Below are 13,061 nucleotides of genomic sequence, written 5' to 3' on the forward strand. Positions count from 1 at the left end.
GCCGCGAGACCGCCCATGCCCGCAAAAATCTCCCGCTCCTCCTATGCCGCGATGTTCGGCCCGACCACCGGCGACAAGGTGCGCCTCGCCGACACCGAGCTGTTCATCGAGGTCGAAAAGGACCTGACGACATATGGCGAGGAGGTGAAGTTCGGCGGCGGCAAGGTGATCCGCGACGGCATGGGCCAGTCGCAGCACTCCAGGGCCGACGGGGCGGTGGACACGGTGATCACCAACGCGCTGATCCTCGACCATACCGGCATCTACAAGGCCGATATCGGCCTGAAGGATGGGCGCATCGCGGCGATCGGCAAGGCCGGCAACCCCGACACCCAGCCCAACGTGACGATCATCGTCGGCCCCGGAACGGAGGCAATCGCCGGCGAGGGCAAGATCGTCACCGCCGGCGGCTTCGACAGCCACATCCACTTCATCTGCCCGCAGCAGATCGAGGAGGCGCTGTTCTCCGGCGTCACCACCATGCTCGGCGGCGGCACCGGCCCGGCCCACGGCACGCTGGCCACCACCTGCACGCCCGGTCCGTGGCATCTCGCCCGGATGATCCAGGCGGCCGACGCCTTCCCGATGAATCTCGGCTTTTCCGGCAAGGGCAATGCCTCGCTGCCGGCCCCGCTCGTGGAAATGGTCAAGGGCGGTGCCTGCGCGTTGAAGCTGCACGAGGATTGGGGCACGACGCCGGCGGCGATCGACAACTGCCTGTCGGTCGCCGACGACTATGACGTCCAGGTGATGATCCACACCGACACGCTGAATGAGAGCGGCTTCGTCGAAAACACGGTCGACGCCTTCAAGGGGCGCACGATCCACGCCTTCCACACCGAGGGCGCGGGCGGAGGTCATGCGCCGGACATCATCAAGGTCTGCGGCCTGCCGAACGTCCTGCCGTCCTCGACCAATCCGACGCGGCCCTACACGGTGAACACGCTCGAAGAGCATCTCGACATGCTGATGGTGTGCCACCATCTCGACGCGTCGATCCCCGAGGACATTGCCTTCGCCGAGTCGCGCATCCGCAAGGAGACGATCGCGGCGGAAGACATTCTCCACGACCTCGGCGCCTTCTCGATCATCGCCTCGGACAGCCAGGCCATGGGCCGGGTCGGCGAGGTGATCATCCGGACCTGGCAGACCGCCGACAAGATGAAGCGCCAGCGCGGACGGCTGAAGGAGGAGGCCGGCGACAACGACAATTTCCGCGCCAGAAGGTACGTCGCCAAATACACGATCAACCCGGCGATCGCGCAGGGCATGTCCAGGGAGATCGGCTCGGTCGAAATCGGCAAGCGGGCGGATCTCGTCCTGTGGGATCCGGCCTTCTTCGGGGTCAAGCCGATGATGGTGCTGATCGGCGGGATGATCGCGGCCGCCCCGATGGGCGATCCCAATGCCTCGATCCCGACGCCGCAGCCGGTGCACTACCGGCCGATGTTCGGCGCCTTCGGCAAGGCGATCGGCGCCACCGGTGTCACCTTCGTCAGCCAGGCGGCGATGGACGACCGGCTGAAGGAGCGCGTGGGCTGCGAGAAGACCTTTCTCGCGGTCGAGAACACCCGTGGCGGCATTTCCAAGGCCTCGATGATCCACAACTCCGCGACGCCGCATGTCGAGGTGAATCCCGAGACCTACGAGGTGAGGGCGGACGGGGAGCTTCTCACCTGCGAGCCGGCCACCGTTCTGCCGATGGCACAGCGCTACTTCCTGTTCTGAGGGAGACCCGATCGAGGCGACCCGCGGTCAAGGGGCTGCCGGCGCGATAGATCCGCCGGCAGGTCCATAAACTGGCGTTGGATCAGAGGCCGGCGCGCTCCTCGGCGGTGCCGGCTCCCGTATCCTCGAAATACTCCTCGAACTCGGTCTTCAGCCGTTCCAGATGCCGGATGATCCGACCGAGATGGATCCGCATGGCGGCTTCGGCAGCGGCGGCATCGCGCGCCTTCAGCGCTTCGAAGATCGCATAGTGGTCGTCATAGACCGCGGGCTGGCCATAGGAGAGCGTCAGGAAGCGCATCCGGTCGAGCTGCGCCTTCTGCTCGTCGATCAACTCCCAGGCGAAGCCGCAGCCCGCCCCATCCGCGATCAGCCGGTGGAACATGTCGTCGAGCCGGTGGAATTCGCGCCGGTCGTCCGCTTCCTGCGCCTCGTGCTGGCGGGCGAGATTGTCGGTGAGTTGCTCGATCAGCGCGCCGTTTTCGCCCTCGCAGGCCCTGCGGACCACCGCGATCTCCAGCGCCTCACGGATGAAGCGGGCGTTGAGGACCTCCTGAACCGAGATCTTGACGATCTCCGTCGCCCGCTGCGGCTGGACCCTCAGATAGCCGATCCGGGCGAGGCGGATGAAGGCCTCGCGCACTGGTTGCCGCGAGACGCCCATGCGCCGCGCGATCTCCGCCTCCGAAACGCGCATGCCGGGCTTCAGCCTGAGTTCGAGGATCGCACGTCTCAGATCCTGATAGACCGCATCGGCCATGGTCGCGCGGGGCGGCGAATGGGTGGGGGAAAGAGCGGCTTCGACGGTCATGGGGGTCCTCTTGACAGTCTTCGGATACTACCATACCAGAATTTTGGCAATGAGGTCCGGGATAGGAGATCGACCATGGCACTTTTGGACGACGACCGGCTGTTCCCGGCCGACGGGGCCACCCGCCGGATTGCGCGCTCGCTCTATGACGGCATCAAGGACCTGCCGATCATCTCGCCGCACGGCCATACCGAGCCGCGTTGGTTCGCCGAGAACGAACCCTTCCCGGACCCGGCGCATCTCATCGTCGTGCCGGACCACTACATCTTCCGCATGCTGGTCTCGCAGGGCGTGGGCCTTGCCGAGCTCGGTGTGTCCTCGGCCGACGGCTCGCCGGTCGAGACCGACGGGCGCAGGATCTGGCGCCGCTTCGCCGAGAACTACTACCTCTTCCGCGGCACGCCGACCCGCCTCTGGCTGGACCACACGTTCCAGAACCTTTTCGATCTCGACGTGAGGCTGTCCGCCGAGACTGCGGACGAGACGTATGACGCGATCGCGGAGAAGCTGAAGACCGAGGCGTTCCGTCCGCGCGCGCTCTTCGAACGCTTCAATGTCGAGGCGATCGCGACCACCGAGAGCGCGCTCGACGACCTCGCCTACCACCGACAGATCCGTGACAGCGGCTGGCAGGGGCGGGTGCTCACCACCTACCGGCCCGACGCCGTGGTCGATCCGGATTTTGCGGGCTTTTCCGACAATCTGAAGACGCTCGGCGAGATCACCGGCTGCGACACCGGGACGTTCGTCGGATACATCGAGGCGCATCGCCGCCGCCGGGCCTTCTTCCGCGACCATGGCGCGACGGCGACCGATCACGGCCATCCGACCGCCCGAACGGCGAATCTTTCGGCGGCCGACGCCTCGGCGCTCTACGACCGGGTGAAGGACGGCGCCGGCTCGGCCGAGGACCGCGAACTCTTCCGCGCGCAGATGCTGACCGAGATGGCGAAGCTCTCGGTCGAGGACGGCATGGTCATGCAGATCCATGCCGGCTCCTTCCGCAACCATTCCGACGCGATCTTCGAAAGCTTCGGGCGCGACAAGGGCTTCGACATCCCGCAGCCGACGAATTACGTGGCGGCGCTGAAGCCGCTCCTCGACGTCTGCGGGCTGGAAAAGGACTTTACGCTGATCCTCTTCACCCTGGACGAGACGGTGTTTTCGCGCGAGCTCGCGCCGCTCGCCGGCGTCTATCCCTGCCTGAGGCTCGGGCCTCCCTGGTGGTTCTTCGATTCCGCGGAAGGGATGATGCGGTTCCGTGAGGCCGTCACCGAGACCGCCGGCTTCTACAACACGGTCGGCTTCAACGACGACACCCGCGCCTTCTGCTCGATCCCCGCGCGGCACGACGTCGCGCGGCGCGTCGACTGCGCCTATCTCGCCGGCCTCGTCACGACGGGCCGCCTTGCCGAGGACGAGGCTTTCGAGGTGGCGCACGACCTCACCTATCGCCTGGCCAAAGAGGCCTACAGGCTCTGACCGGCGGCCTTGCCGCCATTTCTGGGAGGAAAGCATGAGCATGATGAAGACGACCGCGGCGGTACTCGCCGTCGCCACGGCGCTCGCCGGCGGCCTTGTCGCCGCGAAGGCGCAGGAGATCACGCTGCGTTCGGCCGACACGCATCCGGACGGTTATCCGACCGTCGAGGCTGTCAAGTACATGAGCGACGTCCTGAAGAAGGAGACCGACGGCCGCATCGCGATCCAGGTCTTCGATTCGCACCAGCTCGGCGAGGAGAAGGAGACGATCGAGCAGACCAAGTTCGGCGTCATCGATCTCAACCGCGTCAACTTCGCGCCGATGAACGGCATCGTGCCGGAGACGATCGTCCCCTGCATGCCCTACATCTTCACCTCCAAGGAGAACATGCGCGAGGTGATGGACGGGCCGATCGGCGAGGACATCCTCAAGGCCTTCGAACCCGCCGGCTATATCGGTCTCGCCGTCTACGATTCCGGCGCGAGGTCCTTCTATAATTCGAAGCACCCGATCAAGACGCTGGACGACCTCAAGGGCCTGAAGTTCCGCGTCATCCAGTCGGATCTCTTCGTCGACATGGTCAACGCGCTCGGCGCCAATGCAACGCCGATGGCCTATGGCGAGGTCTATTCCGGTCTGCAGACCGGCCTGATCGACGGCGCCGAGAACAACTGGCCGAGCTACGAATCCTCCAAGCACTACGAAGTCGCGAAGTACTATTCGCTCGACCAGCATTCGCAGTGTCCCGAAGTCCTGATGATGTCCAAGGTCAGCTGGGACAAGCTGTCGCCGGAAGACCAGAAGGCGGTCCGCGATGCGGCCAAGCAGTCGGTCACCAAGATGCGCGAGCTCTGGGATGCTCAGGAGGAGAAGTCGCGCAAGACGGTCGAGGCCGCCGGCGTCGAGATCAACGAGGTCGATCCCGCCCCGTTCATCAAGGCGATGGATCCGATCTACGAGAAATACGCCAATACCCCGGAGCTGAAGGAACTGGTGAAGCGGGTTCGCGACACTCAGAAGTAAGCATCCGACAAACCGGCGGCCCCGCATCGGAGATTAACCGGCGGGGCCGCCATTTTCGCTCGTTCACGGGAAAGGAAATCCGTGCGCACCGTCGCGATCTGGTTCGGCCGCCTGGCGACCGGCGCTCTCTGGCTGTCCGGGATCGGCCTGGTCCTGATGACCGGCTTCACCGCATGGCAGGTCTGGGGACGCTTCGTCCTCAACGATTCGCCGAGCTGGACCGAGCCGGCCTCCGTCCTGATGATGGGCTGGTTCATTCTCCTGGGGTCGGCGGTCGGCGTGCGCGAGGGCTACCATCTCGGCTTCGACATCCTGCTCGTCGTCCTGCCCAAGAATGTGCGCATGATGCTGAACACGGTCAGCGACGTGGCCGTGACGGCCTTCGGCGGCGGCATGGCCTGGTATGGCTACCTTTTGGCTGCCGGCACCTGGAACAACGTCTCGCCGGCCATGCAGATCCCGGTCGGCGTCGGCTATATCCCGCTGATCTTCGGCGGCGCTCTCATCGTCCTCTTTTCCCTCGAACGTATCTGCCGCCGCTTCGCCGGGCTCGAGGAGCCGCATCTGGAAGCCGCGCCGGCGGACTCGGTGTCCTGACATGGCGCTCACGATCCTCTTCGGCAGCTTCGTCCTGCTCCTGCTCATCGGCACGCCGATCGCCTTCTGTCTCGGCATCGCCTCCTTCGCGACCGTGCTGTTCCTGGGCATCCCGCCGGTCATCGTGTTCCAGAGCATGAATGCCGGCATATCGGTCTTCGCGCTGATGGCGATCCCGTTCTTCATCTATGCCGGCGACCTGATGGTGAGGGGCGACATCGCGGCCCGCCTCGTGGCGCTGGCGGCAAGCCTCGTCGGCCATTTCCGCGGCGGCCTCGGCCAGGTGAACATCGCCGCCTCGACGCTGTTCGGCGGCATTTCCGGCTCGGCGGTCGCCGACGCCTCGGCGATCGGCGGGCTGATGATCCCGCAGATGAAGGAGCGCGGCTACGACGTCGACTATGCCGTCAACGTCACGGTCACCTCCTCGATCATCGCGCTGATGATCCCGCCGTCCCACAACATGATCATCTATTCGATCTCCGGAGGCGGCCAGATCTCGATCGCCGACCTCTTCACGGCCGGCATCCTGCCCGGCGTCCTGCTCGCCCTGGGACTCGCCGCGGCCGCCTGGTACGTCGCCCGCAAGCGCGGCTATCCGATCACCGCCTTCGAAGGCTGGGGCAATATCGGCCGCCGGGCGCTCGGCGCCATTCCCGGCATCATCCTCATCGGCATCATCTTCGGCGGCGTGCGCTCGGGCGTCTTCACCGCCACGGAAAGCTCCTGCATCGCGATCGTCTACGCGCTGCTGATCACCGTCCTTGTCTACAAGTCGATGGGATGGTCGGATTTCGTCGCTGCGACGCTCGGAGCGGTCCGCACCACGGCGATGGTGCTCCTGATCATCGGCGCCGCCGCCGCCTTCGGCTGGCTGCTCGCCTATCTGCGCGTGCCCGCCCAGATGATCGACTTCATGCAGCAGCTGACCGATTCACCGGTGGTGATCTTCCTGCTCCTCAACGTGCTGCTCCTGTTCCTCGGCACGTTCATGGACATGTCGCCGCTGATCATCATCACCACGCCGATCTTCCTGCCGGTGGTGAAGGCCTTCGGCATGGACCCGGTGCATTTCGGCGTGATCCTCGTCCTCAATCTCGGCATCGGCCTGTGCACGCCGCCGGTCGGTGCGGTGCTCTTCGTCGGTTGCGCGGTGGCAAAGATCCGCGTGGCGCAGGCGATCCGGACGATCTGGCCGTTCTATTTCGCGGCCTTCGCCGTTCTCATGCTGGTGACCTACGTTCCGGCGATCTCCCTCTGGCTGCCGAGCGTGTTCAAATGAGTTCAAAGCAACGCCTGTCCTTCGAGACGCTGAACGATCTGCCCGAAACGGTCCAGCGCCCGTCCTATGATCCGCGCGAGGTGAAGGCGGGCATCGTCCATCTCGGCGTAGGCGCCTTCCACAGGGCGCATCAGGCGGTCTATCTCGACGACCTCCTGGGACATGATCCTCAATGGGCGATCGTCGGCGCCTCGCTGCGCCGCGCCGACATGCGCGATGCGCTGGCGCCGCAGGACGATCTCTATACGGTCGCCGTCCGCTCCGGCGAGGGCATGGCGCTGCGGGTCGTCGGCTCGATCCGGGCGATCCATGTCGCGCCGCAGGATCCGGAAGCGCTACTGGCCGCAATGAGCGATCCGGGGATCCGGATCGTCTCGCTGACCGTGACCGAAAAGGGGTATTGCCACGACCCGGCGACCGGCGATCTCAATCCCGAGCACCCGGACGTGAAGGCGGATCTTGCGGACCCGCGCGCGCCGACCTCCGCTCCGGGGCTGTTGGTCGAGGCACTGCGGCGCCGGCGCGAGGCGGACATCGTGCCTTTCACCGTGATGCCTTGCGACAATCTGCCGGCCAACGGCCCGACGGTGCACCGGATCATGGCGCAATATGCAGCGCTCCTTGACGACGACCTCGCCCGCTTCGTGGAACACGACGTCGCGGTCGCCGGCACCATGGTCGACCGCATCGTGCCGGCGACGACCGACGCCGACACTGCGGAGATCGCCGCGGCGCTCGGACTGGAGGATGCTTGGCCGGTAGTCACCGAGCCCTTCACGCAATGGGTGATCGAGGACCGCTTCCCGACCGGCCGGCCGGATTTCGGCGCCGTGGGCGCTGAGATGGTCGCCGACGTCGAGCCTTACGAGCGCATGAAGCTGAGGATGCTCAACGGCTCGCATTCGACGCTCGCCTATCTCGGCTATCTCGCGGGATACGAGACGGTCTCGCAGGCGATGGCCGACAAGGCGGTCGAGCGGCTCGTCCGGACCATGATGAGCGAGGAGGTGATGCCGACCCTCGACATGCTCGGCACCGACCTCGGCGCCTATCGCGACGCGCTGATCGAGCGCTTCCACAATCCGGCGCTGAAGCATCGAACCTGGCAGATCGCCATGGACGGCTCGCAGAAGCTGCCGCAGCGCCTGCTCGGGACGATCCGCGACCGGCTCGCCGCGGGCGCGCCGATCGACCGGCTGGCGCTCGGCGTCGCCGCCTGGATGCGCTACGTCACCGGCACCGACGAGAAGGGCGAGCCGATCGAGGTGAAGGATCCGCTCGCGGGCCGCCTGAAGGCGATCGGCGAGGAAGCGGGCCGCGATCCGCAGGCGCTGGCCAAAGCCTATCTCGGCGTCGGGGACGTCTTCGGCCGCGACCTCAAGGACGACCCGGCCTTTGTGGAGCCGGTGACCCGCGCGCTTGCTTCGCTTCTTCAAAAGGGCGCCGCGGCGACCGCCGCCGACTTTGCGCGATGATTGGAAGGGGACGCAGGCGATGAGCGAACGCACCGACGGAGCTACCGGAGACTGGGTCGAGATCGACGCGCACACGCGGCGGCGCATCCTCGCGCATGCGCCGGCGATGATGGTGGTGGAGGTCGAGTTCAAGCCGGGCGGCGCCGGTGCCGAGCATGCGCATCCGCATCTCCAGTCGTCCTATGTCAAATCCGGCACCTTCTCCTACACGATCGCCGGCGAGGCCCGGACGATCAGGGAAGGCGATGCCGTTGTGGTCCCGGCCAATGCGCGCCATTCGACGACGACCGAGACGGGGGGCAGCCTGATCGACGTCTTCACGCCCGCACGCGAGGATTTCCTGCCGGCCTGACCGGCGCACCCGAGAGCATCGCCACCCGCCGCCCGGACGAGCCGCCGGGCGACGCTGCAAAGCCATGCCCAGAACCGAGAGGTACATGCCATGAAAATCGAGACCCGCCAGGCTATCGACCCGCGCCACGCCAAGACCTTCGACACGTCGGCGCTGCGCGCCGAGTTTCTCATGGACAGCCTGTTCCTGCCGGGCGAGATCAGCCTCGTCTACAGCCATTACGACCGCCTGATCGTCGGCGGCGCCGTGCCATCGGGCGGCACGCTGGAGCTCAGCTCCGCCAAGGAGACCGGGACCCCCGGCTTCCTCGACCGCCGCGAGGCGGTGATCGTCAATATCGGCGAAGCCGGCACGGTGACCACCGGCTCCGGCAGCCATGAGCTCGGCCATCGCGACATGCTCTATGTCGGCCTCGGCGAAGGGCCGCTCGGCTTTTCCGGCGAATCCGCCAGGTTCTACATCCTCTCCGCGCCCGCCCATCGCAAGCTCGAGACGCGGCTGGTGACGATCGAGGCGGCCAAGCGGGTCGATCTCGGCGCGGCCGCGACCTCGAACGACCGCTCGATCTTCCAGTTCGTCCATCCGGACGTGATGGAGAGCTGCCAGCTCGTCGTCGGCATGACGACGCTGCACGGCGGGTCGGTCTGGAACACCATGCCCGCCCATCGCCACGACCGCCGCTCGGAGGCCTATCTCTATATCGGCCTGTCCGAGGAGACCCGCGTCTTCCACATGATGGGCGAGCCGGACGAGACCCGGCACCTCGTCGTGAAGAACGAGGAGGGCATCCTCTCGCCGCCCTGGTCGATCCATTGCGGGGCCGGCACCGCCTCCTACACCTTCATCTGGGCGATGGCCGGCGATAATGTCGACTACAAGGATGTCGACATGGTCGCGATGGAGGATCTGAAATGACGTCGCCTTTCGACCTGACGGGCAAGCGCGCCTTCGTCACCGGTGCCAATACCGGCATCGGCCAGGGGATCGCGCTGGCGCTGGCGAAGGCCGGCGCGGTCGTCGCCTGTGCGGGCCGCTCGTCCATGGCCGAGACGCTCACGCTGATCGCGGATGCCGGGGGCAGGGGCAGCGAGCACCTCGCCGATTTGGCGGACAAGGATGCCGCCGTCGCGCTCTTCGAGACCGCGGCGCGGGAGGGCGGGCCCTTCGATATCCTGGTCAACAATGCCGGGATCATCCGCCGGGCCGACGCGACGGATTTCACCGAGGAGGATTGGGACGACGTCCTCGACCTCAATCTGAAGGCCGCCTTCTTCCTCGCCCAGGCCTTCGGGAAATCGGCGATCGCGGACGGCCGGCACGGCGCCGTTGTCAACATCGCGTCCGTGCTCACCTTCCAGGGCGGCATCCGCGTCGCGAGCTATACGGCGTCGAAGCACGGCATGGCCGGCATCACCCGGCTGCTCGCCTGCGAATGGGCGGGGCGGGACGTCAACGTCAACGCCATTGCGCCGGGCTATGTCGTGACCAACAACACGGCGGCGCTGCGCGGGGACGAGGACCGCTCTGCCGCGATCCTCGCCCGCATTCCCGCGGGGCGCTGGGGCGATCCCTCCGATATCGGCGGCGCGGCGGTCTTCCTCGCCTCGGACGCCGCGCGCTACATCCATGGCGCGATCCTCCCCGTCGACGGCGGCTGGCTGGCGCGCTGACCGGAGCGCATGCCGGAGGCGACGCCGGGCGACGTATCAGGATCCGGCGACGGTGACGCTCGCTCCCGTCCGGCCCGCCTCGATGAGCGCATCGATCAGCCGGTGCGCCTTCAGCGCCTCGCGGCCGGTGACGCGCGGGGCGCGGCGCTCGTCCAGCGTGTCGAGGAAATCGGCGATGGCGCTGCGGTGCCAGTCATGCGGGAAGGCCATCGGATCGGCGCCCGTGCCGCCTTCGCTCGCGACCGGCTCGAAGCGCTCGCGCCGCCCGTCGCGAAAGGCGATGTCGAGGCCGGTGCCGGCGAGCACTGCCGTGCCATGCGCGCAGATCAGTTCGATCCGCTCGGGAAAGCCCGGATAGGCGGCGGTCGTCGCGTCGATCGTGCCGAGCGCGCCGTTTGCGAAGCGCACGCCGGCGGCGACCATGTCCTCGGTCTCCATGCGGTGCAGCGGGCTGGTTCCGGCAAAGCCGCGGACCTCGACGACGGGACCGGCCAGCGACAGCATCAGGTCGAGCGTGTGGATCCCCTGCGTCAGGAGCACGCCGCCGCCATCGCGGGCCAGCGTGCCGCGGCCGGGCTCGTCGTAATAGCCCTGCGGCCGCCACAGCCGGATCGTCGTCGAGCAGCCGGCGACGGCGCCGAGATCGCCGCGCCCAAGGATTTCCGCGAGCCTCTCCGCCGCCGGGCGAAACCGGTGCTGCAGGACGATGCCGAGCGTCGCGCCGGCCGCCTCGCAGGCCGCGACCATCGCCTCGGCGCGCTCCGTCGTGATCTCCAGCGGCTTTTCCAGGAGCACGTGCTTGCCGGCCGCCGCGGCCTTGCCGACGATGTCGCCATGCGTGTTCGGCGGGGTCAGCACGATGAGCGCGTCGACCGAGGGATCGCCGAGGATCGCATCGATGCTGCCCGCGGTCGGAAACGGATAACGTCCAGCGAAGCTTTCGCGCCGCGCGGGCGTCGGGCTGAAGGCGTAGGCGACCTCCACGCGGTCAGAAAGGTCGATGAGACTGCGGGCATGGACGTCGGCCACCATGCCGAGCCCGACGATCGCGACGCGCCGTTTTGTCATCTGCCGGGTCCTCCCTTGCCGCCTCGCTCGTCCTGCCGCTTCTAGCCCTTGCCCGGCCGGCTGTCTCGCATGCCGGCAAGCTGCCGCCGCAATTCCGCTGTTATGAGCCATTGACACGAATCTTGAATGGCGCGACCGCCGCGTTCCGATACCTCTCTCGGACAGCCGTTTGGCGGCGATTCGCGCAAATTTCCAAAGGCTCGACGCATGCAGACCATCCCCCTCATCGACCTCGCCACGCAGCGCGACAGGATCCGCGACAAGGTCGACCGGCGCATCGCCGCCGTGCTCGATCACGGCGCCTTCATCATGGGGCCGGAGATCCGCGAACTGGAGGCGGCGCTGTCGGCCTTTGGCGGGATGACCCATACGCTCTCCTGCGCCTCCGGCACCGACGCCCTCGCGCTGCCGCTGATGGCCTGGGGCATCAGGCCGGGCGATGCGGTCTTCTGCCCGAGCTTCACCTTCGCCGCGACCGCCGAGGTCGTCGCCTGGCTCGGCGCGACGCCCTATTTCGTCGACGTCGACATCGAGACCTTCAACATGGACCTGGACAGCCTCGAAACGGCGATCGCCGAGGCCGAGGCGGCCAAGGGCCTGACGCCGCGCGCGATCATTGCCGTCGACCTCTTCGGCCAGCCGGCCGACTATGCCGCGATCCGGCGGATCGCCGACGCGCACGGGCTGAAGATCATCTCCGACGCCGCGCAGGGCTATGGCGGCACGATCGACGGCAAGATGTCGAGCCACTGGTCCGATGTTGTCGCGACCAGCTTCTTTCCGGCCAAGCCCCTCGGCTGCTACGGCGACGGCGGCGCCGTCCAGACGAATGACGAGGAGCTTGCCGCGGTGATGACCTCGCTGCGCGTCCACGGCCAGAACCTCGACGACAAGTACGACAACATCCGCATCGGCATGAACGGCCGGATGGACACGATCCAGGCGGCGGTGCTCCTCGAAAAGCTGGCGATCTTCCCGGACGAGATCGAAGCGCGGGGCCGGATCGCGGCGCGCTACCATCAGAAGCTCTCGAACATCGCCACCCCGCAGACCCTCCTGCGCGATGCCGTCTCGACCTGGGCCCAGTACACGATCCGCCTGCCCGAAGGCGCGGACCGCGCGGGCGTCCAGGCGAAGCTCCGCGAGGCGGGCGTGCCGACGGCGATCTACTATCCCCGCCCGCTCCACCGCCAGACCGCCTACCAGCACTTCCCCGTCGCCGGCGGCGAACTCAAGGCCTCCGACGCGCTCGCGCGCGACGTGCTCAGCCTGCCGATGCACGCCTATCTGAGCGACGAGACGCAGGATTATATCGTCGAGACGCTGGCGGGGGCGCTCGGGGGGTGAGGGCGTCGCTCCGGACGGGTTGGGTGCCGGCGACCTTGTGTCGGCGCTCTCTATCTTGCGGCGGTCTTCGATCTGGGCCAGCGCCTCTCATCGTGAGGCACTCGCGCGTGCCGAGGGGCGCAGGATCGCGGGGGAGGTGCACGCATCATCCTGATACCCCTCCACCCTCTCCTGTCGGCAGGCGCAGGGTTGCGGAAGCTGACTTGAAGGCTTTAAATATAGGAA

12 protein-coding genes are annotated in these 13,061 nt (G+C 67.0%); 10 read left to right on the forward strand and 2 right to left on the reverse strand.

Features of this window, described 5'->3' with window-relative positions; translation table 11 throughout:
• The first annotated feature begins 15 nt into the window (after window positions 1-15).
• On the forward strand, window positions 16-1,728 hold the full coding sequence (gene ureC / locus LH400_RS17875; protein WP_229154334.1) for an urease subunit alpha: 1,713 nt from the start codon (window positions 16-18) through the stop codon (window positions 1,726-1,728).
• An 82-nt stretch (window positions 1,729-1,810) separates the two neighbouring features.
• Here ureC and LH400_RS17880 read toward each other — a convergent pair whose 3' ends face one another.
• Window positions 1,811-2,539, reverse strand: coding sequence for a GntR family transcriptional regulator (locus tag LH400_RS17880; RefSeq protein ID WP_229154336.1), 729 nt, complete (start codon window positions 2,537-2,539; stop codon window positions 1,811-1,813).
• A 75-nt stretch (window positions 2,540-2,614) separates the two neighbouring features.
• Between LH400_RS17880 and uxaC the strand changes: the two genes are divergently transcribed.
• The 8 genes from uxaC to kduD all read left to right on the forward strand — a co-directional run bounded on the left by uxaC (window position 2,615) and on the right by kduD (window position 10,421).
• Window positions 2,615-4,021: a glucuronate isomerase gene (gene uxaC / locus LH400_RS17885; RefSeq protein WP_229154338.1), complete on the forward strand. Its 1,407-nt coding sequence runs from the start codon at window positions 2,615-2,617 to the stop codon at window positions 4,019-4,021.
• 34 nt (window positions 4,022-4,055) lie between these two features.
• Window positions 4,056-5,045: a TRAP transporter substrate-binding protein gene (locus tag LH400_RS17890; protein ID WP_370638414.1), complete on the forward strand. Its 990-nt coding sequence runs from the start codon at window positions 4,056-4,058 to the stop codon at window positions 5,043-5,045.
• A gap of 81 nt (window positions 5,046-5,126) precedes the next feature.
• Window positions 5,127-5,642, forward strand: coding sequence for a TRAP transporter small permease (locus LH400_RS17895; protein ID WP_229154340.1), 516 nt, complete (start codon window positions 5,127-5,129; stop codon window positions 5,640-5,642).
• Window position 5,643: 1 nt separating this feature from the next.
• A complete protein-coding gene (locus LH400_RS17900; RefSeq protein ID WP_229154342.1) occupies window positions 5,644-6,924 on the forward strand; it encodes a TRAP transporter large permease in 1,281 nt (426 codons plus the stop codon).
• A complete protein-coding gene (locus LH400_RS17905; protein WP_229154344.1) occupies window positions 6,921-8,399 on the forward strand; it encodes a mannitol dehydrogenase family protein in 1,479 nt (492 codons plus the stop codon). The genes LH400_RS17900 and LH400_RS17905 overlap by 4 nt, the downstream gene beginning before the upstream one ends.
• Window positions 8,400-8,418: 19 nt before the next feature.
• Window positions 8,419-8,751 carry a cupin domain-containing protein gene (locus LH400_RS17910; RefSeq protein WP_229154346.1) on the forward strand — a complete coding sequence of 111 codons (333 nt, stop codon included), beginning with the start codon at window positions 8,419-8,421 and terminating at the stop codon, window positions 8,749-8,751.
• A 90-nt stretch (window positions 8,752-8,841) separates the two neighbouring features.
• Window positions 8,842-9,666, forward strand: coding sequence for a 5-dehydro-4-deoxy-D-glucuronate isomerase (kduI, locus tag LH400_RS17915; RefSeq protein ID WP_229154348.1), 825 nt, complete (start codon window positions 8,842-8,844; stop codon window positions 9,664-9,666).
• Window positions 9,663-10,421 (forward strand): 2-dehydro-3-deoxy-D-gluconate 5-dehydrogenase KduD, encoded by a 759-nt coding sequence (kduD, locus tag LH400_RS17920; RefSeq protein ID WP_229154349.1) that lies wholly within the window; start codon window positions 9,663-9,665, stop codon window positions 10,419-10,421. The genes kduI and kduD overlap by 4 nt, the downstream gene beginning before the upstream one ends.
• Window positions 10,422-10,457: 36 nt before the next feature.
• On the opposite strand, the gene LH400_RS17925 is transcribed toward kduD, so the two are convergent.
• Window positions 10,458-11,489, reverse strand: coding sequence for a Gfo/Idh/MocA family protein (locus LH400_RS17925; RefSeq protein WP_229154350.1), 1,032 nt, complete (start codon window positions 11,487-11,489; stop codon window positions 10,458-10,460).
• A 207-nt stretch (window positions 11,490-11,696) separates the two neighbouring features.
• Here LH400_RS17925 and LH400_RS17930 point away from each other — a divergent pair, with 207 nt between their 5' ends.
• Window positions 11,697-12,836 carry a DegT/DnrJ/EryC1/StrS family aminotransferase gene (locus LH400_RS17930; protein WP_255617779.1) on the forward strand — a complete coding sequence of 380 codons (1,140 nt, stop codon included), beginning with the start codon at window positions 11,697-11,699 and terminating at the stop codon, window positions 12,834-12,836.
• The last annotated feature ends 225 nt before the right edge of the window (window positions 12,837-13,061 follow it).

It is taken from the genome of Jiella soli (genome assembly GCF_020615385.1).
Lineage (GTDB): Bacteria > Pseudomonadota > Alphaproteobacteria > Rhizobiales > Rhizobiaceae > VKMB-3413.

Bases quoted from the DNA above. Each gene is read 5' to 3' on its own strand.
- ureC (WP_229154334.1), top strand. From the start codon at position 16: ATGCCCGCAAAAATCTCCCGCTCCTCCTATGCCGCGATGTTCGGCCCG.
- LH400_RS17880 (WP_229154336.1), bottom strand. From the start codon at position 2,539: ATGACCGTCGAAGCCGCTCTTTCCCCCACCCATTCGCCGCCCCGCGCG.
- uxaC (WP_229154338.1), top strand. From the start codon at position 2,615: ATGGCACTTTTGGACGACGACCGGCTGTTCCCGGCCGACGGGGCCACC.
- LH400_RS17890 (WP_370638414.1), top strand. From the start codon at position 4,056: ATGAGCATGATGAAGACGACCGCGGCGGTACTCGCCGTCGCCACGGCG.
- LH400_RS17900 (WP_229154342.1), top strand. From the start codon at position 5,644: ATGGCGCTCACGATCCTCTTCGGCAGCTTCGTCCTGCTCCTGCTCATC.
- LH400_RS17905 (WP_229154344.1), top strand. From the start codon at position 6,921: ATGAGTTCAAAGCAACGCCTGTCCTTCGAGACGCTGAACGATCTGCCC.
- LH400_RS17910 (WP_229154346.1), top strand. From the start codon at position 8,419: ATGAGCGAACGCACCGACGGAGCTACCGGAGACTGGGTCGAGATCGAC.
- kduI (WP_229154348.1), top strand. From the start codon at position 8,842: ATGAAAATCGAGACCCGCCAGGCTATCGACCCGCGCCACGCCAAGACC.
- kduD (WP_229154349.1), top strand. From the start codon at position 9,663: ATGACGTCGCCTTTCGACCTGACGGGCAAGCGCGCCTTCGTCACCGGT.
- LH400_RS17925 (WP_229154350.1), bottom strand. From the start codon at position 11,489: ATGACAAAACGGCGCGTCGCGATCGTCGGGCTCGGCATGGTGGCCGAC.
- LH400_RS17930 (WP_255617779.1), top strand. From the start codon at position 11,697: ATGCAGACCATCCCCCTCATCGACCTCGCCACGCAGCGCGACAGGATC.